The organism is Streptomyces tirandamycinicus (assembly GCF_003097515.1).
In the GTDB taxonomy this organism is placed as follows: Bacteria; Actinomycetota; Actinomycetes; order Streptomycetales; family Streptomycetaceae; genus Streptomyces; species Streptomyces tirandamycinicus.
In genome coordinates this window covers 5,793,450-5,815,266 of record NZ_CP029188.1, presented here as the reverse complement: position 1 = coordinate 5,815,266, position 21,817 = coordinate 5,793,450, and the positions used below count along the sequence as shown (strand labels likewise).

The following is a 21,817-nucleotide window of genomic DNA, read 5'->3' as shown; positions in this document are numbered from 1 at the left end:
CCGTCGTCCTCGGTGGTCACGGCACGCCGCCCCGGGGCGGGTTCGCAGCCCTCGGTTCACGACCCTGGGTTCACGACCTGGGTTCACAGACCTGGGTTGACAGACCTCGGTTCGCAGACCTCGGTTCGCACCCTCCCCGTTCGCCACCGGACGCGCCGTACCCCGGCGCGCAGCACTTGGGGATCCCACACATGACATCGACCGTCCACAGACAGCCGCAGGACGACGACCAGCAGCCCGCCGCACCGGAGCCGGGCGCCACCGGGCGCTCCTGGCAAGGCGTTCGCGCCCTGCTGGTCCGTATGCACTTCTACGCCGGGGTCTTCGTCGCCCCGTTCCTCTTCGTGGCCGCGCTGACCGGCCTGCTCTACACCATCACCCCCCAGCTCGACCAGCTCGTGTACGGCGACAAGCTGACCGTCGAGCAGGTCGGCGAGGCCCAGCGGCCGCTCGCCGAGCAGATCGCGGCCGCCCGGTCCGCGCACCCCGAGGGCGCGCTGGCCTCGGTGACCACCCCGGCCGGGCCGGAGGACACCACCCGCGTGGTGCTGTCCATACCCGAGCTGGGCGAGAAGCAGCGCACCGTCTTCGTGGACCCCTACACCGCGGAGGTGCAGGGCGAGCTGACCACATGGTGGGGTTCGACTCCGCTCACGACCTGGCTCGACGACCTGCACCGCAACCTCCACCTCGGTGAGACCGGCCGCCTGTACTCGGAGATCGCGGCCAGCTGGCTGTGGGTGGTCGTCGCCGGCGGTCTCGTCCTGTGGCTGGGCCGCAGCCGGGGCCAGCGCGCCGGGTCGGCCCGCGGGGTGCTGCTGCCCGACCGGACGGCCCGGGGCGTGCGGCGCACCCGCAGCCGGCACGCGGCGACCGGTGTGTGGCTGGCGATCGCCCTGTTCTTCCTCAGCGCCACCGGGCTGACCTGGTCGCACTACGCGGGCGAGCGCTTCGGGCAGCTCCTCGACGCGGCGAAGGGACGCGCACCGGCACTCGACACCCTCCTGCCGGGCGCCACCCCGCCCGCGGAGGACGAGCACGCCGGCCACGCGGGTCACGGCGGAGCCGCGGCCGGCTCGGAGGAGGCCGACGCCGACCCGGCGGGCTTCGACGCCGCGCTCAGGGTGGCGCGTCAGGCCGGGCTGGGCGGCACCGTCGACGTCACACCGCCCGCGGACGCGTCCAGTGCCTGGGTGGTGGCCCAGGGCGACAACGTCTGGCCGGTCCACTACGACCAGGTCGCGGTCGACGTCGAGAAGGGCGAGGTCACCTCGCAGGCCCGGTGGGCGGACTACCCGCTCCTCGCGAAGCTCAGCAAGCTGGGCGTCCAGGGACACATGGGCGTCCTGTTCGGCATCCTCAACCAGATCGTGCTCGCCGCCGTCGCGATCGGCCTGATGCTGATGATCGTCTGGGGGTACCGCATGTGGTGGCAGCGGCGCCCCACCCGGTCGGACCGCACCGCGGCGTTCGGGAAGGCGCCCGCCCGCGGCGCCTGGCGCCGGCTCCCCCTTCCGGTGCTCATCGTCGGCGTCCCGGCCGTCGTGGCCCTCGGATGGGCGCTGCCCCTGCTGGGTGTGACGCTGCTCGGCTTCGTCGTCGTGGACATCGCGGTGGGTCTCGTCAGACGGCGCCGGACGGCGTGAACGCCGAGGGAGGGCACAGCGGGTGTGCCCTCCCTCGACGGGTCCGGGGCGCAACACCCCGGGTGGCACAAACCTTCCGCCCGCCACCCGGCCCTCTTTGAACCGGCCCTCTTTGAACCGGCCCTCTTTGAACCGGCGCTCTTCGAACCGACCCACCTCGAACCGGCCCACCTCATCAGGCACGACGCCCGGGCCATGGCCTGGGCGCCGTGGCGAGGCCCGGGCGCCGTGGCGGGGCCTGGACGCCGGCCCGGCGCTACGGGCCGAGCGCGGAGAACGCCCCGTCGACGAGGGCCGGCAGGTGCTCCTCGCCGTCGCCGTCCACCCAGAGTTCGAGCGCGGCGGTGACCGCGGCGAGCGCCGCGGCGGCGATCACCCTCAGCCGCAGACCGGGCTCCTCCCCCGTCCGGGCGGCAAGGGCGGTGGCGAGCATCCGCTCGGTGGCGTGCTGGTTCTCCCAGAGTCGGGCACGCAGGGCGGGCGTCCGCAGGACGAGCCGGGTGCGGACGAGGAGGGCGTCCCGGTCGGTGGCGTACACGGCGGACAGCCCTTCCCCGAGGGCGTGCCGGAGAGCGGCGAGCGGCTCCTCCGTGGGCGGCCGCTGCTCGATGAGCCGGACGATCAGCGGATCGTAGTCGTCGGACTCCACCACCGACTCCTTGGTGGGGAAGTGGCGGAAGAACGTCATGCTCGACACACCGGCGGCGCGGGCGATCTGGTCGACCGTGGTTCCGTCGTAGCCCTGGGCGAGGAACAGCCTGAGCGCGTGCTCCTGAATGGCCTGCCGGGTCCGGGCCTTCTTGCGCTCCCGCAGGCTTGTCGGCGGCGGGTACGCCGGATCGCTCATGCCTCCGCCTTTCCGGGCAGGTGCCCTGACGACGTGCCGAACCGGAGCCGGAGCCGGCTGCCGAGAGCAGCCGCCGAGTCGCCCCGCCAGGCCAGGTGCCCGTCGGGCCTCACCAGCATGACGCCTGCGTGCCGGGACCCGGACGTCAGGAGGTGCACGACGGGGACGGCGGGGCCGAGGTGGCGCCGGGCCTCCGCGAGGTACGCCTCTCCGTCGTGCGGCGTGGGGCTCAGGAGTGCCCAGCGGGAACCGAGTTCGGCGTGCAGCCGGGTGGGCGCTCCCCCGGCGTCCCGGCACGCCAGGTCGGGCATGCGGTCACCGGCTCGGGGGCCCCGGGCGGACCACCGGGCGAGCGTCCGGGTGCCGAGGGGGCCGCCACGGTAGTGGATCTTCAGCTGTGACGACTGCTCCCAGATGAGCCGCTGCACGAACGGGCGGTTCATCAAGGGCACGAAGACATGGTCGCGCAGCGCCCGGGCCGCCGGGCTGGTGCCGACGGCGACGCGGGTGAGGGAGCTGGTGGACGCGAGCACCTCGCGGGCTATCGGCCGGCGCTCGGCTTCGTAGGTGTCCAGCAGCCGGGGGGCGGCGGCGCCGTGGGCGACCAGGGCCAGCTTCCAGGCGAGGTTCTCCGCGTCGCCGAGGCCGGTGTTCATGCCCTGGCCGCCGAACGGGCTGTGGATGTGTGCGGCGTCGCCCGCGAGCAGGATGCGGCCCTGCCGGTAGGTGGACGCCAGGCGGCGATGGATGCGGAACGTCGAGGACCACAACACCTGCGCCACGGCTGAGCCGTGGACTCCCGTGTGCTCACGCAGCTGCCTCGCCAGTTCCTCCACCACCCCGTCCACGCCCGGGGCCGGGTGCGCCGCTCCGCCCGGTGCCATCAGCCGCCACACGCGGTCGCCGGGGAGGGGGAAGGCTCCCAGCATGGCGTCCCCGCGGAGCCACACGGACACGGCGTCGGAAGCGAACGGCAGCTCGGCCCGCACGTCGGCCAGCAGGAAGCTCTCGATGACGGAGACCCCCGGGAAGCCGATACCCGCCGACGTGCGCACCCGGCTGTGCGCACCGTCGCACCCGACCAGCCAGTCCGCCCGGATCCGCTCCCCCTCGCAGCACACCGTCACTCCGGACGCGTCCTGGGCGGCGGAGAGCAGTTCCCTTCCCCACTCCACCTCGACACCGAGCGAGTTCAGCCGGCGGCGCAGGGCCGCCTCGACCTCCGTCTGGGACATGAGCAGGCCGGGCTTCCTCACCAGCTTCGTGGGCCGGCCGACCTCGAGACTGGCCATGGGTTCACCGTCGACGTGGGTGACCACCCGGGCGATGCGCACCGATCGCCCGGGGAGATCCCCCAGCGCTCCGAGGCGGTCGAGCACCTCCGCGCCCCGCGGCTGCAGTCCGAGCGCCCGGGACGTCGTCGCGGGCTCCGCACGCTTGTCCAGGACGCGGACGGCGGCACCGGCGGCCGCGAGCCCGCAGGCCAGGGCGAGTCCCGTCGGTCCGGCCCCGGCGATCACCACAGCGGACACTCCGGCCTCCATGTGTTAGCGACTAACATTAGTGAGAGACTAACGCGAACCGGGCCGGGAGGGAACCCGTGTGCGGGGGCCGGGAAATGACATGAGGCCGGACCTGGGCGCGAGGCCGCTGCGTGGGCGCACGGCCCGGCGCGCCGCACCCGTCGGGGCATTCCGGCCGCGGACGGGAAACCCGGCGGGCCCCGCTCCCCGCCTCGCGCGAGGCTTCACGGCGAGGCTCCGCGGAGAGGCTGCGGGAGGAGGAACCGTACGGAGGAACCGGGAGGACGAACCGCACGGAGGAACCGCGAGGAGGGACCGTGCGGACGACGGTCGGGCCCGCGCCGCCACCCGCGCGCAACCCCATGAGCGACGGCCCGGGAGGTGCCTCAGGGCCGGTAGACGAGTTCGATGCCCACGGCCGCGATCACCGCCCACACTCCGGCGCCGACCATCCACATGGCCCCGGCGGCGGCCCCCACGGCGACCAGAAGCACCGCCACGCCGCCGAGGACGAGAGTGGCCGTGCGCATCGCGCGGTCCGGGGGCCAGGTGGGCATCACGCAAGCAGGATGCAGCGGATCGGGTGCCCCGTCACGTGCCCTCGCGAGTCACTGACGCTTCCTTGACACCCCACCCCACCCCACCGAACCCGGCCCGCGCGACACCGCACACCGCCCGGCCCACCCCACCGCACCCGGCCCGGCGCGACCCTGACGCAGCGGCCGGAGCGCGAGGCCGAAACCGCGGCGGCCGGGACCCCTGCCGCGGGAGGGCAGGCGTAAGGGAGTCGTCAATCCCCTGCCCGGGGCCGTAAGAGCCACGTCAACGACACAGGTGTCGAGTCGAGAACAAGCTTTCCTCGGATGGTCCGAGAAAGCACGCCTCATCTAGGAGCTCACGATGGCCGACCTGGCCTTCGTCGTCACCACCGTCGCGGTGTTCGCACTCGTGGTCCTCGCCGCCAAGGGGGTGGCGAAGCTGTGACCGCGGAGAACGTGGTCGGCCTGATCGTGGCCCTCGCCCTCCTGGGCTATCTGGTCCTCGCCCTCGTCAAGCCCGAGAGGTTCTGAGCCCGGACATGAACCCGATACTTGCCGACGCGCTCCAGGTCGGCGCGCTGATCGCCGCGCTGGCCCTGGTGCACCGCCCGCTCGGCGACTACATGGCCGGCGTCTTCTCCTCCGGCAGGCATCTGCGGGCGGAGAAGTGGATCTACCGGCTGGTGGGTGCGAACCCGGACGCGGAGATGCGCTGGACCGCGTACCTCCGCGCGGTGCTCGCGTTCTCCGCCGTCGGTGTGCTGCTCCTCTATGTGCTGCAGCGCGTCCAGGACACGCTTCCGCTGTCGCTCGGCTTCGCCCCGATCACCCCGGACCAGGCGTTCAACACGGCCGCGTCCTTCGCCTCGAACACCAACTGGCAGTCGTACTCGGGTGAGGCGGCCATGGGCCATCTCGCCCAGACCGCCGGGCTGGCCGTGCAGAACTTCGTCTCCGCCGCCGTCGGCATCGCCGTCGCGGTGGCCCTGGTCCGCGGGTTCGCCCGGTCGCGCACCGGTGAACTGGGCAACTTCTGGGCCGACCTGGTCCGCGGCACCGTCCGGATCCTGGTCCCGATCTCGGTGATCGCCGCGATCCTGTTCGTCGCCGCCGGCGCCGTCCAGAACTTCGGCGGCATTCACCAGATCACGACGGTCACCGGCGAGACCCAGTCGATCAGCCCCGGTGCCGTCGCCTCGCAGGAGGCGATCAAGAATCTCGGGACCAACGGCGGCGGCTACTACAACGCCAACTCCTCCCACCCGTTCGAGAACCCCAACGGCTTCTCCAACCTGCTGACGATCTTCCTGCTGCTGGTCATCCCGTTCTCGCTGCCGCGGACCTTCGGGAGGATGGTCGGCTCGGTACGGCAGGGGTACGCGATCGTCGCCGCGATGGGCCTCATCTGGTTCGCCGGAGTGGTCCTGGTGACCTGGATCGAGTACGCGCACCCGGGGACCGCGTCCCAGATCGCCGGCGGTGCGATGGAGGGCAAGGAGCAGCGCTTCGGAGAGGGAGCCTCGTCGCTCTTCGCCGTCTCGACGACCATGACCTCCACCGGGTCGGTCAACTCGTTCCACGACTCGTTCCAGGGCCTCTCGGGCGGGGTGCTGCTGCTGGGCATGATGCTGGGCGAGATCGCGCCCGGCGGTGCGGGATCCGGCCTCTACGGCATGCTGGTCATGGCCGTCGTGGCCGTGTTCATCGCCGGGCTGATGGTCGGCCGCACGCCGGAGTACCTGGGCAAGAGGATCGGCACGCGTGAGATCACGCTGGCCGCCCTGTACATCCTGGTCACCCCGGCGCTCGTGCTGACCGGCACCGCCGTGGCGATGGCCACGGGCAACGGCGAGTCCTCCATGACCAATGTCGGCGCGCACGGCTTCTCGGAGGTCCTGTACGCCTACACCTCCGCGTCGAACAACAACGGCTCGGCGTTCGCCGGGTTCTCCGCCGACACGGTGTTCCACAACACCGCGCTGGGTCTGTGCATGCTCCTGGGCCGGTTCCTGCCGATGGTGTTCGTCCTGGCGCTGGCCGGTTCTCTCGCGGAGCAGAAGCCGGTCCCCGCCACGGCGGGCACGCTGCGGACCGAGAAGCCGCTGTTCACGGGACTTCTGGTCGGCGCCATCCTGATCGTCACCGGCCTGACCTTCTTCCCGGCGCTCGCGCTGGGACCGCTCGCCGAGGGGCTCGCGGCATGACCACGGACCTGGGGAAGACCACGGACCTGCGGAAGAGCAGGGACCCGGGGAAGAGCAGGGACCCGGGGAAGAGCACGGGCCCGAGGAGGGCCACGGACCTGGGGAAGACCACGGGCCTGAGAGAGGCCACGGATCCGAGAAAGTACGAGGACGGCATGTCCGTTGCCACTCCCGCCCGGACGCCGCACAGCGATGTGCCGACCGGCCGCAAGCCCGTGACCGGCCATGTCGGCGCGGGTCTCTTCGACCCGAAGCAGCTGCTGCGGTCCTTCCCGGACGCGGTGCACAAGCTCGACCCGAGGGCGATGGTCAGGTCGCCCGTGATGTTCGTGGTCCTGGTCGGCTCGGTGCTCACCACGGTCTTCGCGGTCCTCGACCCGACCGACTGGTTCGGCTGGGCGATCGCGGCCTGGCTGTGGCTCACCACGATCTTCGCCAACCTCGCCGAGGCCGTGGCGGAGGGCCGCGGGAAGGCGCAGGCCGACACCCTGCGCAAGGCCAGGACCGACACCGTCGCCCGCCGGCTCGACCCGGCCGGCGCCGAGGAGCGCGTTGCGGGGACGGATCTGCGCATCGGCGACCTCGTCGTCTGCGAGGCGGGCGATGTCATCCCCGGCGACGGCGACGTCGTCGAGGGCGTGGCGTCGGTGGACGAGTCCGCGATCACCGGTGAATCGGCCCCGGTCATCCGGGAGTCCGGCGGCGACCGCTCGGCCGTCACCGGCGGTACGAAGGTCCTCTCCGACCGGATCGTCGTGAGGATCACGACGAAGCCGGGCGAGACGTTCATCGACCGGATGATCAGCCTCGTGGAGGGCGCCGCACGCCAGAAGACGCCCAACGAGATCGCGTTGAACATCCTGCTCGCCTCGCTGACCATCGTCTTCCTGCTCGCGGTCGTCACGCTGCAGCCGTTCGCGACCTACGCCGGCGCCCCGCAGTCGATGATCGTTCTCATCGCGCTGCTGGTCTGCCTCATCCCGACGACGATCGGCGCGCTGCTGTCGGCGATCGGCATAGCCGGCATGGACCGGCTGGTCCAGCGCAATGTGCTGGCCATGTCCGGGCGGGCCGTCGAGGCCGCCGGCGACGTGTCGACACTGCTGCTCGACAAGACCGGCACGATCACCCTCGGCAACCGCCGGGCCGCGGAGTTCGTCCCGGTCCGCGGCGTGACCGCGGCCGAACTCGCCGACGCCGCCCAGCTGTCCTCGCTCGCCGACGAGACGCCCGAGGGCCGCTCGGTGGTCGTCCTGGCCAAGGAGAGGTACGGTCTGCGCGAGCGCCACCAGGGCGAGCTGTCCCACGCCGGCTGGGTACCCTTCACCGCGCAGACGCGTATGTCGGGCGTCGACGTGGACGGCCGCAAGGTCCGCAAGGGCGCGGCCGGTTCGGTCGCCGCCTGGGTGCGGGAGCAGGGCGGCACCGTCGCCGGCGACGCGGACGGCATCGCCGACGGCATCGCCGCTGCGGGCGGTACCCCGCTGCTCGTCGCCGTCCACGACGCCGGAGGCGCCCGGGTCCTGGGGGTCGTCCACCTCAAGGACGTGGTGAAGGACGGCATGCGGGAACGGTTCGCGGAACTGCGCCGTATGGGCATCAGGACCGTCATGATCACCGGCGACAACCCGCTGACCGCCAAGGCGATCGCCGAGGAGGCGGGCGTCGACGACTACCTCGCGGAGGCCACCCCCGAGGACAAGATGGCGCTGATCAAGCGCGAGCAGGCCGGTGGCGGACTCGTCGCGATGACGGGTGACGGCACCAACGACGCCCCGGCCCTCGCCCAGGCGGACGTCGGAGTCGCCATGAACACCGGTACCTCGGCCGCCAAGGAGGCCGGGAACATGGTGGACCTCGACTCCGACCCGACCAAGCTCATCGAGATCGTCGGGATCGGCAAGCAGCTCCTGATCACCCGTGGAGCGCTCACCACCTTCTCCATCGCCAACGACGTGGCGAAGTACTTCGCGATCATCCCGGCGATGTTCGCCGTGGTGTATCCGGGCCTGGACAAGCTCAACATCATGCAGCTCTCCTCGCCCGAGTCCGCGATCCTGTCCGCCGTCGTCTTCAACGCGCTGATCATCGTCGCCCTGGTCCCGCTCGCCCTCAGGGGCGTGCGGTACCGGCCCACGAGCGCCGACCGGATGCTCCGGCGCAACCTCGGGATCTACGGACTCGGCGGGCTGGCCGCCCCGTTCATCGGCATCAAGCTCATCGACCTGCTCATCTCCCTCATTCCCGGAATCGGCTGAAGGCCATGAACAACTCCGTAAGCAACGCCGGACGGCTGCTGTGGGCCGCGTTCCGCATGCTGCTGGTGATGACCGTCGTCACCGGCGTCCTCTACCCGCTGGCGGTCACCGGCGCCGCCCAGGGCCTGTTCGGCGGCAGGGCCAACGGCTCCCTGGTCGTCAGCGACGGCCGGGAGGTCGGCTCCGAGCTGATCGGGCAGAACTGGAACCTGCCGAAGGCCGACCCCGGGGACGAGAACGAGGCCGCCCGGCCCGACCCCGCCTGGTTCCAGCCCCGCCCCTCCCACAGCGGCTACGACCCACTCGCCACCGGCTCCGGCCAGCTCGGGGCCGACGACCCCACGCTGGTCAGGACGGTCGGGGAGGCCAAGCGGCGGGTCGCGGCGTTCAACGGCGTACCGGAGTCGGCGGTCCCCGAGGACGCCGTCACCGGCTCCGCCTCCGCGGTCGACCCGCACATCTCGCCCGCGTACGCGAGGATCCAGGTCGAGCGCGTGGCCCGGGCCAACGGCCTCTCCCCGCATCGGGTCGGAGCACTGGTCGAGAGCCACACCGAGGACCGCACCGCCGGCTTCCTCGGCGAACCGCACGTCAATGTGCTCCTGCTCAACCTCGCCGTGCGGGAGCTGTCGCGGAATTGAACGGCTCGGGCGGGCACCGCCGGACCGGCTCCCGGGGAAGCCCGGCGGGCCGGTCCGGCGGCGGCCGGCGTTCGGCGTTCGGCGTTCGGCAGGGCGGGCGGCGGCACCCGCGGATCAGACGAGCGCGTCGGGGGCCGGGCCCACCAGTTCCTCCAGGACGTCCTCCATGGTGACGAAGCCGATGACGGTTCCCTTGGTGCCGGTGACGGCGGCGAGATGGGTGCCGGCGCCCCGCATGGCCGTCAGGGTGTCGTCGAGGGGGGTGTCGATGGCCACCTTGATGATGGGGTGGAGGGCCGTGCGCGGGAACGGCTTCGTGCGGTCGGCGGCGCCGAGGGCGTCCTTGATGTGCAGGTAGCCCAGGATCGCGCCGCCCTCCGCGACCACCGGCAGACGGGAGAACCGGTTGGCGACGGAGGCCCGCTCCAGGCCCTGGGGGGTGATGGTGGCGTCGACGGTGAGCATCTTGTTGAGCGGCACCATCACCTCGCCGACCGGCCGGGTTCCCAGTTCCAGCGCGTCCTGCAGCCGCTGGCCGTCCTCCGGTTCGAGGAGTCCGGCCTCGCTGGAGTCCTTGACCAGGCGGGCCAGCTCGTCGTCGGTGAAGACCGAGGCCACCTCGTCCTTCGGCTCGACCCGCAGCAGGCGCAGCAGGGTGTTGGCGAAGGCGTTGATGCCGAAGATCACCGGTCGCAGGGCCCGGGTCAGCGCCACCAGCGGCGGGCCGAGGAGCAGCGCGGTCGGCACCGGGGCGGCGAGGGCGATGTTCTTCGGGACCATCTCGCCGAGGAGCATGTGGAGATACGTCGCCAGGGTCAGTGCGATGACGAACGCGATGGGGTGGATCAGCGCCTCGGGCACGCCGATGCTCTGGAACGGGGGTTCCAGCAGATGGGCGATGGCCGGTTCGGCGACGGCGCCCAGCACCAGCGACGACACGGTGATGCCGAGCTGGGCGGTGGCCATCATCGCGGACAGGTGCTCGATGCCCCAGAGGGTGGTCCGGGCGCGCCGGTTGCCCCGGACGGCGGCCGGCTCGATCTGGCTGCGGCGCACGGAGATCAGGGCGAACTCGGCGCCGACGAAGAAGGCGTTGGTGACGAGGGTGAACGCGCCGATCAGCAGCTGGAGGGTGGTCATCGGATCTCCTCCACGCTCTCCGCCGCGGCGGGGGCGGTGATGCGGACGCGGTCGGCTCGGTGGTGCTCGGTGTGCAGCACGGACAGCTGCCAGCCGTCGATGTCGAGGCGGTCGGCGGCGGCCGGGATGCGCTCCAGGCGGGTGGCGACCAGTCCGGCCAGGGTCTCGTAGGGGCCGTCGGGCGCCGTGAAACCGATCTCCCGGAGCTGGTCGATGCGGACGCTGCCGTCGGCGTCCCAGACCGGGCGGCCGTCGGGCGCGGGCTCGGCGGGCTCCAGGTCGGGCGTCTCGTGGGGGTCGTGCTCGTCGCGGACCTCGCCGACGACCTCCTCGACGATGTCCTCGACGGTGGCGACACCCGCGGTGCCCCCGTACTCGTCGATGATCACTGCCATCGTGCGGGCCTTGCGCAGCCGGCCGAGGAGCTTGTCGACGGGCAGCGAGTGCGGCACCAGCAGGGGCGCGGTGGCCAGGTCGCCTATCGGCGTGAGCGGCCGCTTGTCCTCGTCCAGGGCGAGGACGTCGCGGATGTGCACGGTGCCGATGACCTCGTCGAGGCTGTCCCGGTAGACCGGGAAGCGGGAGAGGCCGGTGGCGAGGGTGAGGTTCGCGGCGTCGGCCGCCGTGGCCTGCACTTCCAGGGCGCGGACGTCGACGCGGGGCGTCATGACGTTCTCCGCGGTCAGTTCGCCCAGGTGGAGGGTGCGGACGAACAGCTCGGCCGAGTCGGCCTCGATCGCGCCCTCGCGGGCCGAGTGCCGGGCGAGCGCGATCAGTTCCTCGGGGGTGCGGGCCGAGGCCAGCTCCTCCGCGGGCTCCAGCCCGAAGCGGCGCACCATCCGGTTCGCCGTGTTGTTCAGATGGTGGATGAGGGGTCCGAAGGCGGCGGTGAAGCCGCGCTGCGGCCCGGCCACGACCCTGGCCACGGCGAGCGGGCGGGAGATCGCCCAGTTCTTCGGCACGAGCTCGCCGACCACCATCAGGACCACGGTCGAGATCGCGACGCCGAGGAGGGTGGACACGGTCGGCACGGCGCCGGCGGGCAGTCCCACCGCTTCGAGCGGGCCGCGCAGCAGGGCGGAGACGGACGGCTCCGCGAGCATACCGATCAGCAGCGAGGTCACGGTGATGCCCAGCTGGGCGCCGGACAGCTGGAGGGTGAGGCGCTTCACGGCCTTGAGGGCGCTCTCGGCGCCCCGGTCGCCGGCCCGGGCCGCACGCTCCAGTTCACCGCGTTCGACGGTGGTGAGGGAGAACTCGGCCGCGACGAACACGGCGCAGGCGAGCGTGAGCGCCAGGGCGACGAGCAGCAGGAGTGCTTCGGTCACCGTGCCACCTCCCGGCCCTTGGAGAACGGCGGGCGGGACGGGGCACGGCTGGGACTGGGAGGTTCACCCATTGCGGGTCTGCTGCTCCTTCGTGGCTTTGACGGGCCGGGTCGGCCCTGGTGGGTTCTCGTGGTCGGGACGGTGCCCGCCGCACCATGGTAAAGGACCGGTAAAGCACCTGACCATTCCCCTGGCACAGGCCATCCGTGAGGCCTTTTCGGCCAATCCGGTACCGCGGCCCGTGTGAGCGGTCTGCGGTGGGCGCTCCGCTCCTATGCTTCTACATGCGTGTAGATAACGCCAGGGCGGTACGGGATGTTCCCGGGCGGCGACGGCCGCTCCCGGGCCCGGGCCGCCCGTCCGCGCGGCTCCGCCGCTTCCCGCGGAACCCCGCGTACAGCAAGCAGAACCCCCGCGTACATGAAGGAGTGAACGCCACGATGGTGTTCAAGCGACTGCTCGGCTCGATCGGCGTCGGCGGCCCGTCCGTGGACACGGTCCTCTCCCCCGGAGCCGTCCCGCCGGGCGGCAGCCTCACCGGCGAGGTCCGCCTCGAGGGCGGGGACGCCGCCTTCGACATCGAGCACATCACCCTGGACTTCGTCGCCCGGGTCGAGGCCGAGACCGATGAGGGGGAGCACGAGGGAGAGGTCGTCTTCGAGCGGTTCACGGTCGGAGGCGGCTTCCGGCTCGACCCGGGTGTACGGCACGCCGTCCCCTTCGCGGTGACCGTGCCCTGGGAGACGCCGGTGACCGAGCTGCACGGACAGGCCCTCGGCGTCGTCCTCGGCGTGCGTACGGAGATCGGTGTGGCCGGCGCCCGGGACAGGGGCGATCTGGACCTGCTGGCGGTACGGCCGCTCCCGGTCCAGGAAGCGGTCCTGGAGGCGTTCGGGCAGCTCGGCTTCGGCTTCCGCTCCGCCGACGTCGAGTACGGGCACTCCGGGGGCACGGCGCAGATGCTGCCCTTCCACCAGGAGATCGAGCTCACCCCGCCCCCGCACCACGCCCACGCGACCGACGAGGTCGAGGTGACCTTCATCACGGGTCCCGCCGGTATGGAGGTGCTCCTGAAGGCCGACCGCCGCGGCACGCTCTTCGGCGGCGGCCACGAGGCGCTCACCCGCCACACCGTCGCCCACGAGGAGGCCGGGCACCCGGACTGGAACGCCAGGGTCGGCAGCTGGCTGCACCAACTGCTGGAGCACGGTTCCTCCCCCGCCGGGCACGGGCCCGAGGGCGGCCATGCCTCGCACGGCCTCGGCGACGGGACCGGACACGGCGGTCACCACCACGGCGGGCACCACCACCACGGCCCCGGCGCGGGCACCGCGATCGCCGCCGGTGCGGCCGGCCTCGCCGTGGGTGTGGGCGCGGGCCTCGTCGGCGCGGAGATCGTGGACGAGATCGGCGACGCCTTCGAGGACGACGAGGGCGAGGCCGAGGAGGGCTGACATCCGTAGGTGCATCCGGGCCGCCGGGCGGCCCCGGCCTACAGCGGCGTCGCCGCCTTCAGGACCAGGAACAGCGACACGGCCGAGTTCGCCGACGACAGCGCCGACACCGCCGCCCCCGCGGCGGCCGTCCAGAGCGCGACACCCGCGGCGGTGAAGGCGGGCGGCCAGGTCCGGGCGGGCGGCACGGGCCCCAGCAGGGCGGCGACGCGACGCGGCACCGGGCCCGTCGCGAAGCCGGCCGGCACCGCGAGCGGAGTGCCCCGGGAGGCCACGGCCGCCTTGCCGACCGCCCGGGCCATCACTCGCCGGCTGCCGATCGCGCCGGCGGCCTCCTCGTCCGCCCAGCGCTCCGCGCAGTAGGCGACCGCGGTGTGCAGGGGCCGCAGGAAGGGGTTGGCGCGGGCGGCCAGCCGGGCCGCGAGGAGGTGGCGGTGGTGTCCCGCGGCAAGGTGTGCGCGTTCGTGCGCGAACAGGGCGCGGCGCTCCCGCGAGTCGAGGCGGGCCAGCATGCCGGTGGACACCACGACCCTGCCCCCCACCGGGCCCCGGCCGCGGGGCAGGGCGTAGGCGTACGGCACCTCGTCGGGCAGCACCGCCACCGGGGACGGCGGGAGCCCCTCCAGAGCGCGTTCCGCCCGGCGCCTGACGCGGCGGTGCCGCCACAGCGTCCAGGCCGCGGCCGCCGCGACGGCGGCCAGCGCGGGGATCGCCACCCTGCCCGCGACCTCGTCGTACGGAACCGCCTCGCGCACCTCGGGATCGGACCAGGTGTCCGGCAGTGGGTTCCCGGGCAGTTGCGCGGTGCCCACCACCATGATGAGGGCGAGGCAGAGGGTGCTGCACAGGGCCAGCAGGGCGCCGACCCCGGCCAGGAGCCGGGTGGCCGTTCGGGGGTGCAGATGCTGCTCGGCCAGCCGCGCGATCGGCCACGCCGTCAGGGGCAGCACCAGAGGCAGGAAGACGAACACGCCCACCCGGTCACTCCTCGGGATCGTCGTCCGAATGGTCGAGCAGCTCCCGCAGAACCTGCTCGTCCTCGGGGGACAGGGAGGTGACGAAGCTGGTCAGCACCGCCTCGCGGTCGCACTCGCCGTCCAGGACGCGGCGCATGCGCAGGGCGGCGAGACCCGCCTGGTCCGCGGTCGCCTCCCAGGCGAACGACCGGCCCTCCCGCTGCCGGGTGACGGCGTTCTTGGCGCGCAGCCGGGACAGGATGGTCATGACCGTGGTGTACGCGAGCGCGCCGGGCAGGCGCTCCTGCACCCAGGCGGCCGTGACGGGGCCGGGCGCGGTCCTCAGCACGGACAGCACCTGCGCCTCGAGTTCGCCCTGGCCGCGCCGGCGTCCGCCGCCCGCGGGGAGCGAGCCGGCCGTTCCCCGGTTGCCCAACTCCGTCTCCCTCCGGCGTCGTCCGCGCCTTCGCGGCCTCATCGTACTGACTGCGGCGCGTCCCGGCGCGGCGCCCGGCGGGCGGCTTCCGCGACGGGGCGGGCGGCGCGGCGGGCGGCGGCGGGTAGACGGCGGCGCGGACAGACGGCGGCGCGGCGGGCGGGCGGGGCTCGCCGCCGGGAGGCACCAGGAGACACCGGGAGGCACCGGGAGGCACCGGGAGGCACCGGCAGACACCGGCAGACACCGGCACGGACGGAAGCGCGCAGCCCGGTGACCCGGCGGGGATCACCGGCGCGGACGGAAGCGCGCCGCCCCGGGGCGAACGGCCGGGTGCCGTTCGCCCCGGGGCGGCGCCGTACGGGGCGGAGGTCAGGCGACCAGGGTGACGCCGCCGTCCTCCCTGGGCGGAGCGGCCGGGTGCGGCGGCACTCCCGGCGTGCAGGTTCCGGCGGCGGGCGGCGGCACCGCGGCCGCGGTCGCCGTCCCCGCGAGCAGCGAGTCGGCCCGCTCGAGCGCGTCCTCGATGGTGCTCGTGGCCGTCATCACGCACAACGTGTAGGTCACGTCGTCCAGGGCGCGACGGCTCTCGTCGTTCCTCGGTGCCGCAATGCGCAGGTCCGCGTAACGCGCCAGGAGACTCCGAAGCGCCTTGGGGTCCGGCATCAACACAGCATCCACTCCTTCTTCTGATGTGCTCACCATGTGCCCCGAAAACACCACCTCATGCACGGCATTTCAGGCGTCCCTCACACCACGCCACAAGCTCGCCCGTATGTCCGTACGGTCGGCGACACCGCGTTCCCGGCGGCGCTAGAGTGCCGGGGCCCACCCCCCGAACGGACGTCCCACAGGAAGACTGAGCCCGTCGTGAACGACACCCACGAGTCCCCCGGCTCCGTCGGCGAACGCCGTCTCCAGCAACTCCTCGGCACCGCCGGACAAGCGGGCGACTTCTACGACCGCCAGGTGCAGCCGCGTCTCACCGGGCAGATGGCGGGCTTCATCGCCCGGCAGACGATGATGTTCCTGTCGACCGCCGACGCCGGCGGGGCCTGCGACATCACCTTCCGGGCCGGGCCGCCCGGTTTCGTCACCGTGCTGGACGACCGCACGCTGACCTACCCCGAGTACCGCGGCAACGGCGTGCTGGCCAGCGCCGGGAACATCACCGAGAACCCCCATGTCGGCCTGCTCTTCGTCGACTTCACCCACGACCACATCGGTCTGCACGTCAACGGGGCGGCACGGCTGCGGGCGGACGAGGACCAGCGGCGCGCTTGCCCCGGACTCCCCGTGGACGGCGCACCGGGTCGCCGGCCCGAGTTCTGGGTGCACATCACGGTGCAGGAGGCGTATGTGCACTGCTCCAAGCACATCCCGCACCTGGAGCCGGCGCCCCGGCCGAGGCAGCGGACCGGCCGACCACGCGACGGCGAGTACTTCGTCGCGCCCGACCCGCTCGGGACCGCGGGGCCGGGGCGGGTGCCACCCGCCCCGGCCCCGCCCGTCCCGTACCCCGGCGGCGCCCGGGTGTGAGACCGGCCCGGGACCGGAGGATCGCCCTCAGCGCCCCCGCGCCCTGGCCAGCTCGGCGTCGAACTGGGCGCCCGTCAGCAGGGCGAGGTTGGAGACCCACAGCCAGACCAGGAAGACGATGAACCCGGTGAGCGGCCCGTACAGCCGGTCGTAGGTGCCGACATGGGCGGTGTACGTCGTGAACACGGCGGAGGCGGCCAGCCAGAGCAGGACGGCCAGGCCGCCTCCGAGCACCCGCCTGCGCTTCCCCCGGGCCGGTACCGGCCCGGAGCGGAAGAGCACCAGGACCATCGTGGCCGCGAGGCCGAGCAGCAGCGGCCACTTGAGGACGTCCCAGGTGACGACCGCCGCCCCGTCGAGGCCCAGCGCCCCGCCGAGCGCCACGGCCAGCTCTCCGCTGAGGGTGAGCACCAGGGCGCTGGACACGAGGGCGGCCAGCAGCACGCACGCCGTGACGACCACGCGGGGCACGGTCCGCCAGGCGGACCGCCGGTCCTCGACGCCGTGCATGGCGTGCAGGGCGCGGCGGAAGACGGCCAGATAGCTGGAGGCGGACCAGAGCGAGCCGAGGAAGCCGATCACGGCGACCAGCCAGGCCTGCGACTCCCGACCGGCGAGGTCCCGCAGGGTCCCCTCCAGCAGCGGCCGGGTCTGGGAGGGCACGAGCGCGGCGGCCCGCTCGATGAGGGCCCCGGTCTGCGAGGCCCCGGCGAGCCCGGTGAGCGACACGGTGACGAGCAGCATGGGGATGAGTGCCAGGACGGCGTAGTACGTCAGTGCCGCGGCCCAGTCCATGACGTCGTCGCGCCAGACGGACACCGGTGTCCGGCGCAGGGCGGAGAGCAGGTCGCCCCGCGAGGGCGGCGTCCCCGGAGCGGCGGCGGCCAGCGGCGGCCGGCCGGTGCGCGTCGGGTCACCGTGCATGTCGACTCCTGCCGGACGTGGGTCGCGCGATCCGCGAGGCCGCGGGTCGGCCGGCGTCACGTCTGCCCCCATCCGGGCCGGTCATCCGTCCCGGTCATCCGTCCCGGGCGGCACTGGCCGAGCGGGTACGCCATGGTCCCGGGTGCCCGTTGCCGGTAAAAAGATATGGTTGCGGTGGCGGGGACGGCTTGCCTCCGGACCCGCGGCGGTGTGACGGCCCCGCGACATGAGGGTGACCGATTCGGAGTGTCGGACGGTATGGATGCGAACCAGTCTGCTTCCCGGCCTCGGCGGCACGAGGACCGGGTGGTGGGCCACGAGTTCGTCCGGCTTCTCGAGGTCCTGTGGACCCGGGGCCGTGAGGTGCCGTACGCACCGGTCTCCGCGTCGCAGCTCCGCGTGCTCTACACCCTCGACCGCGACGAGGGGATCAACCTCCGCACCCTGGGCGAGTTGCTGGGCTCGGCCCCGTCCTCGGTCAGCCGGCTCTGCGACCGGCTCGAGGCACTCGGCTTCGTGCGCCGGCTGCCCAGCCAGGTGAGCAGACGCGAGCTGGAGCTGCATCTGACCGGCCACGGGCGGACCTATCTGCAGGAGCTGCGCAACCGCCGGGACGCGTCGCTGCTCGAGATGATCGAGGGGATGACACCGGCGGCGGCCAGGTCCCTGCTCGTGGGTCTGACCGGGTTCCGCGACGCCCTCGGCGAGACGGGCTGCGCACCGGGACTGCGTCCGGCCGACGACGCCCGTTCCGCCTGACGACCGCGCCACGCGGGGCCTCCCACGACCCGGTACTCCGCCTGACACCGGTACCGCAGGCCGTGCCGCGGCCCGGCGTTCTTCACCTCGGCCGCACCGGATGGTTTCCACATCGTCACAAGGATCCGCGGCCGGGTGGGTACGCGGGGGAGGGATATGGTTGCCCGTACGCGCCTCGTGCCCGCGCCGGGCGCCCGCGCCACGACGCCGGCCCACCACGCGTCCGGCCCCGGGGAGCCGGCCCGGCACCGGCGGACGGGAGCGCGGGGCACGGCACCGGCCTGCGGGGGCCGGCGGCACGGCACCGGGTCCGGGCCTCGGCAGAGCACGTCTGATTTGGAGTGTCACGGCATGAGCACGAGTCCGGCTCCACGCTCGCGGCGGGCCACCGATGCGGCGCGGGCCGCCTGCGACGTCATCGAGATGCTCGAGATCCTGTGGGAGCGGGGCCGGGACACCGCCTCCGCGGTGTCCGCCTCACAGCTCCGCGTGCTGTACAGCCTGGAGCGCGCCGACGGGATCAACCTGCGGACGCTGGGCGACGTCCTGGGCTCGGCGCCGTCGTCGGTGAGCCGGCTGTGCGACCGGCTGGAGGCCATGGGGCTCGTCGAGCGCACCCCCAGCCCGGTCAGCCGCAGGGAGCTGACGATCCGCCTGACCGGTCACGGCCGGGCGTACATCTCCGCGTTGCGCTCCCAGCGCGAGGAGGTCCTGCTGGCTGCCATCGAGGCGATGGACCCGACCTCCCGGGCCGCGCTGCTGGAGGGCCTCCACGGCTTCCGGCAGGCCGTGGTGGCGGACGCCGCCCGCGAGCCCGGTCCGGACGGCGACTCCGCGCGTCCCGCCTGAGCGGCCGGCCCGCCCCTCCCACCCGCCGGTTCAGGTCCCGATGCGCGGGCCACCACCGGTGTCCGCACCGCGGCCGTACCAGTCGAGACAGAGCACGAGTGCGTCGTCGTCGAGGCTCTTGTCCCCGCGGTGGCCCGCGAGTTCCCGCAGCACCGCCCCGGGTACCTGGGTGGGTGGAAGAAGGCTCGTGGCCAGCAGCGTACGGGCCAGGGACCGGTCGCCGTAGGTCTCCCCCGCCGGCGACAGCGCCTCGTAGACGCCGTCGCTGCCGAAGACCAGCCGGTCGCCCGGGCGCACGGTGAACCGCTCCGGCACGTACACCGTTTCCTCGAACATGCCGAGCGGCAGCTGCGCGTCGAACGGGATCCGCTCCACCTCGCGGTCACGCAGCCGCCACAGCCGGGGCGAGCCGGCGTCGATGGCCTCCACCTCGCCGGTGGCGAGGCCGAAGCGCAGCAGGAGGACCGACACATAGGCCCGGCCCCGGTAGTGGGCGTAGACGGCCTGGTCGGCGAGGGCGGCCTGGTCGGCGAGGCCGAGGCCCGCGCGGCGGGCGTTGCGCAGGGCGTTCACGGCGAGGTTGCTGAGCAGGGCCGCCTCGGTGCCGTCGCCCATGCCGTTGGTGACGGCGACGGTCAGGTGGTCCCGGGACACGGACCAGTCGTAGTTGTCGCCGAAGATCCCGTAGGCCGGTTCCAGCTGGGCGCCGAGCGCGAACTCGTCCCGAGCGCAGGCGCGGCCGGGCAGCAGCTGCCACTGGATCTCGGCCGCGAGGGTGAGCCGTACGGCGCGGCGGGCCAGCAGGTAGAGGTCCGTGTCGCGCTCCGCGACGAGCATCTCGTGGCCGAGCGCCTCACAGGCGAGGCGGAGGTCCGGGAGGTCGGCCTCGGTGAAGGCGTCCGCGGCCATCGCCACCGTCAGCACTCCCAGGCGGTCACCGCGCACGGTGACCGGCAGGTGCACGGAGACCCGGCCCCCGCTCTCCTCGGTGACGTACGGCTCCTGGGAGCCGAAGGCGCGTCCCTGGGGGCTGCCGTGGATCGGCACGGGCTCGGTCGCACCGGGCTCGGCCGCCACGGCCTGCAGGGACTGCGTCCCGTAGTCGGCCAGCCGCAGCTCCACCGCGGTGGTGCCGTACCGCTCGTCGAGGGCGGCGCTCATCACGTCCAGCAGAGAGTGGGGAGCGGCTCCGCGCAAGGCCTGCTCAAGGGCAGCGAACTTGTCCACGTCATCCGATTCTCGTCGTGCCGGGGCTACATGCCCAGCATGCCGTCATTGTGCACGTATCCACGGACTCCGGGGTCACGAACGCCGGGCACGAGATCGTGATTCTACGAGCCGAAAGCAACATTTGTCACGCAGCAACGATATGTGGGCGGCAACTCGGAGCGAGGAGGTGTGCCCGCGTCCACGCTGGGCACAAGTGCTGCGGTCACCACGTGTGTGCTGACCACACCGGTGCACGCCCCATATCGGTCGCGCACCGGCGCAACGACCTATCCGGAAAGCAGAGGCATGTCCCCCATGGAACAGAACCTGGACGTCGAGGTCGAGATCCACGACCCCAGCACGGCGGTGGTGACGATCCAGGGAGAACTGGACGTCGACACGGCGACACTGCTCCACCACCACCTGGCGAACCAGGCCCTGCACGGCCGCCGTCATCTGGTGCTGGATCTGTCAGCCGTCGGCTTCATGGACTCCTCCGGACTGAACGTGCTGATACGGGCCACCAGGGAGACCCGGGCCACGGGCGGTGATCTGCACCTCGCGGCACCGACACCGCAGGTCGCCAAGCTCTTCGACCTCACCGGGCTGAGCCTCACGACCGCGGTCCACGAAGACGTCGAGGCGGCGCTCACCGCCCTCAAGGGAGCGGGCACTCCCACCTGACGACGCGGGCGTCGCCCTGGGGGCGGTGCCGAACGCGGTGGCGAACGCGGTGCCGGGCGGCCCTTCGCTCCACCGGCGCCGCGCGCCGGAGGCGGCTACGCCAGGCGCGCGGTACGGGTGGGGCGGACGGGTCACGACGGATGGGTCACGGACGGCCGGACGGCCGCGGAGCCCGACGGACGGAGATCGCCCGCCGCGGGCGGGGGTTCACCCCGCCGCTCAGCGCCGGCACCGCTGCTTCGGCCTCGCGGCGCGCCTGCTCGGGATGCCGGCTGCGCCAGTAGGGGTTGTCGTGCGGCAGTCCGCCGCTGACCCGCCCGTACATCCCGAATGTCACGATCAGCAGGCCCATCACAAAGCTGAACACGACGTTGGACATGCTGAAGTCGAGGATGTTGGCGGGGCGGTCGAGCAGGAACAGGTGCACGAAGCCGCTCAGCACGAACGTCGCGCCCACGATCATGTTGAGTGTGCTGGCGACGTTCCCTCCCACGACGGCGCCGCCGAGCAGCAGCAGGCCCACGCACAGGGAGATCAGGCTGAGCAGGCCGTTGCTGGTCAACCCGGCCACCCGTGCGCCGTCGGTCTCGAAGAAGCCGAGCCCGTCGGCGAACCCCAGGCACGCGAAGACCAGCAGGATCACCCCGCAGAGGGCGGCACCCACCCGGTAGACGGTGGCGAGACGGTGGTCGACGGGCAGTTCGTCCCTGAGCTTCACGGTGTCCTCCTCCGCGGCCGCCGGCAGGCTCCCGCCCGACCGGAATCGCGTTGCGCGGCCCGTCCGGCCTCCCGGCCGTTCGGATCGGCCTGTGAGCGCGGGCCTCTTGTGACGAAGGCTGCGCCGCAGCCGCACGCGGAGCCAGTCGCATCGGTACTGCGTC

The 21,817-nt window shown here is 72.9% G+C and carries 21 protein-coding genes; 10 read left to right on the top strand and 11 right to left on the bottom strand.

Annotated elements, in window-relative coordinates:
• Positions 1 to 191 precede the first annotated feature (191 nt).
• Positions 192 to 1,646 (top strand): PepSY-associated TM helix domain-containing protein, encoded by a 1,455-nt coding sequence (locus DDW44_RS25375; RefSeq protein WP_108907874.1) that lies wholly within the window; start codon positions 192 to 194, stop codon positions 1,644 to 1,646.
• A gap of 256 nt (positions 1,647 to 1,902) precedes the next feature.
• On the opposite strand, the gene DDW44_RS25370 is transcribed toward DDW44_RS25375, so the two are convergent.
• The 3 genes from DDW44_RS25370 to DDW44_RS32180 all read right to left on the bottom strand — a co-directional run bounded on the left by DDW44_RS25370 (position 1,903) and on the right by DDW44_RS32180 (position 4,576).
• Positions 1,903 to 2,493: a TetR/AcrR family transcriptional regulator gene (locus DDW44_RS25370; protein ID WP_108907873.1), complete on the bottom strand. Its 591-nt coding sequence runs from the start codon at positions 2,491 to 2,493 to the stop codon at positions 1,903 to 1,905.
• Positions 2,490 to 4,025 (bottom strand): FAD-dependent monooxygenase, encoded by a 1,536-nt coding sequence (locus DDW44_RS25365; RefSeq protein ID WP_244224110.1) that lies wholly within the window; start codon positions 4,023 to 4,025, stop codon positions 2,490 to 2,492. The genes DDW44_RS25370 and DDW44_RS25365 overlap by 4 nt, the downstream gene beginning before the upstream one ends.
• A gap of 377 nt (positions 4,026 to 4,402) precedes the next feature.
• Positions 4,403 to 4,576: a hypothetical protein gene (locus DDW44_RS32180; RefSeq protein WP_167455455.1), complete on the bottom strand. Its 174-nt coding sequence runs from the start codon at positions 4,574 to 4,576 to the stop codon at positions 4,403 to 4,405.
• Positions 4,577 to 4,996: 420 nt separating this feature from the next.
• Between DDW44_RS32180 and kdpF the strand changes: the two genes are divergently transcribed.
• From kdpF to DDW44_RS25345, 4 genes are all read left to right on the top strand, one after another.
• Positions 4,997 to 5,086 carry a K(+)-transporting ATPase subunit F gene (kdpF, locus tag DDW44_RS25360; RefSeq protein WP_017944582.1) on the top strand — a complete coding sequence of 30 codons (90 nt, stop codon included), beginning with the start codon at positions 4,997 to 4,999 and terminating at the stop codon, positions 5,084 to 5,086.
• An 8-nt stretch (positions 5,087 to 5,094) separates the two neighbouring features.
• Positions 5,095 to 6,759, top strand: a complete 1,665-nt coding sequence (gene kdpA / locus DDW44_RS25355) for a potassium-transporting ATPase subunit KdpA (protein WP_108907871.1) — start codon at positions 5,095 to 5,097, stop codon at positions 6,757 to 6,759.
• Between the two features lie 155 nt (positions 6,760 to 6,914).
• Positions 6,915 to 9,017 carry a potassium-transporting ATPase subunit KdpB gene (gene kdpB / locus DDW44_RS25350; protein ID WP_108908944.1) on the top strand — a complete coding sequence of 701 codons (2,103 nt, stop codon included), beginning with the start codon at positions 6,915 to 6,917 and terminating at the stop codon, positions 9,015 to 9,017.
• A 5-nt stretch (positions 9,018 to 9,022) separates the two neighbouring features.
• Entirely contained in the window at positions 9,023 to 9,658 is a 636-nt protein-coding gene (locus DDW44_RS25345) for a potassium-transporting ATPase subunit C (RefSeq protein WP_108907870.1), read from the top strand.
• A 114-nt stretch (positions 9,659 to 9,772) separates the two neighbouring features.
• Here the strand turns inward: DDW44_RS25345 and DDW44_RS25340 are convergent, their stop codons facing one another.
• Both DDW44_RS25340 and DDW44_RS25335 read right to left on the bottom strand, forming a co-directional pair.
• Entirely contained in the window at positions 9,773 to 10,798 is a 1,026-nt protein-coding gene (locus DDW44_RS25340) for a hemolysin family protein (protein ID WP_108907869.1), read from the bottom strand.
• On the bottom strand, positions 10,795 to 12,126 hold the full coding sequence (locus DDW44_RS25335) for a hemolysin family protein (RefSeq protein ID WP_108907868.1): 1,332 nt from the start codon (positions 12,124 to 12,126) through the stop codon (positions 10,795 to 10,797). The genes DDW44_RS25340 and DDW44_RS25335 overlap by 4 nt, the downstream gene beginning before the upstream one ends.
• A 440-nt stretch (positions 12,127 to 12,566) precedes the next feature.
• Here DDW44_RS25335 and DDW44_RS25330 point away from each other — a divergent pair, with 440 nt between their 5' ends.
• Positions 12,567 to 13,580 carry a sporulation protein gene (locus DDW44_RS25330; RefSeq protein WP_108907867.1) on the top strand — a complete coding sequence of 338 codons (1,014 nt, stop codon included), beginning with the start codon at positions 12,567 to 12,569 and terminating at the stop codon, positions 13,578 to 13,580.
• 38 nt (positions 13,581 to 13,618) lie between these two features.
• On the opposite strand, the gene DDW44_RS25325 is transcribed toward DDW44_RS25330, so the two are convergent.
• The 3 genes from DDW44_RS25325 to DDW44_RS25315 form a co-directional block, all read right to left on the bottom strand.
• Positions 13,619 to 14,557, bottom strand: coding sequence for a M56 family metallopeptidase (locus DDW44_RS25325; RefSeq protein ID WP_108907866.1), 939 nt, complete (start codon positions 14,555 to 14,557; stop codon positions 13,619 to 13,621).
• A 4-nt stretch (positions 14,558 to 14,561) separates the two neighbouring features.
• Positions 14,562 to 14,972: a BlaI/MecI/CopY family transcriptional regulator gene (locus DDW44_RS25320; RefSeq protein WP_108907865.1), complete on the bottom strand. Its 411-nt coding sequence runs from the start codon at positions 14,970 to 14,972 to the stop codon at positions 14,562 to 14,564.
• 372 nt (positions 14,973 to 15,344) lie between these two features.
• Entirely contained in the window at positions 15,345 to 15,638 is a 294-nt protein-coding gene (locus tag DDW44_RS25315; protein ID WP_240800476.1) for a DUF5133 domain-containing protein, read from the bottom strand.
• A 204-nt stretch (positions 15,639 to 15,842) separates the two neighbouring features.
• Between DDW44_RS25315 and DDW44_RS25310 the strand changes: the two genes are divergently transcribed.
• Complete coding sequence (locus DDW44_RS25310; protein WP_108907863.1) at positions 15,843 to 16,511, top strand: pyridoxamine 5'-phosphate oxidase family protein; 669 nt, start codon at positions 15,843 to 15,845, stop codon at positions 16,509 to 16,511.
• 27 nt (positions 16,512 to 16,538) lie between these two features.
• Here DDW44_RS25310 and DDW44_RS25305 read toward each other — a convergent pair whose 3' ends face one another.
• Positions 16,539 to 17,435 carry a YihY/virulence factor BrkB family protein gene (locus tag DDW44_RS25305; protein ID WP_108907862.1) on the bottom strand — a complete coding sequence of 299 codons (897 nt, stop codon included), beginning with the start codon at positions 17,433 to 17,435 and terminating at the stop codon, positions 16,539 to 16,541.
• 258 nt (positions 17,436 to 17,693) lie between these two features.
• On the opposite strand from DDW44_RS25305, the gene DDW44_RS25300 reads away from it, so the two are divergent.
• Positions 17,694 to 18,194, top strand: coding sequence for a MarR family transcriptional regulator (locus DDW44_RS25300; RefSeq protein ID WP_208648006.1), 501 nt, complete (start codon positions 17,694 to 17,696; stop codon positions 18,192 to 18,194).
• Between the two features lie 351 nt (positions 18,195 to 18,545).
• The gene (locus DDW44_RS25295; RefSeq protein ID WP_108907860.1) at positions 18,546 to 19,043 is read left to right on the top strand and encodes a MarR family winged helix-turn-helix transcriptional regulator; all 498 of its coding nucleotides are present in this window, start codon (positions 18,546 to 18,548) and stop codon (positions 19,041 to 19,043) included.
• Positions 19,044 to 19,073: 30 nt separating this feature from the next.
• On the opposite strand, the gene DDW44_RS25290 is transcribed toward DDW44_RS25295, so the two are convergent.
• Entirely contained in the window at positions 19,074 to 20,270 is a 1,197-nt protein-coding gene (locus DDW44_RS25290) for a PP2C family protein-serine/threonine phosphatase (RefSeq protein ID WP_166802753.1), read from the bottom strand.
• Positions 20,271 to 20,558: 288 nt separating this feature from the next.
• Between DDW44_RS25290 and DDW44_RS25285 the strand changes: the two genes are divergently transcribed.
• A complete protein-coding gene (locus DDW44_RS25285; RefSeq protein ID WP_018888674.1) occupies positions 20,559 to 20,936 on the top strand; it encodes an STAS domain-containing protein in 378 nt (125 codons plus the stop codon).
• Positions 20,937 to 21,081: 145 nt separating this feature from the next.
• On the opposite strand, the gene DDW44_RS25280 is transcribed toward DDW44_RS25285, so the two are convergent.
• Entirely contained in the window at positions 21,082 to 21,654 is a 573-nt protein-coding gene (locus tag DDW44_RS25280; protein WP_108907858.1) for a DUF4383 domain-containing protein, read from the bottom strand.
• Positions 21,655 to 21,817: the final 163 nt, after the last annotated feature.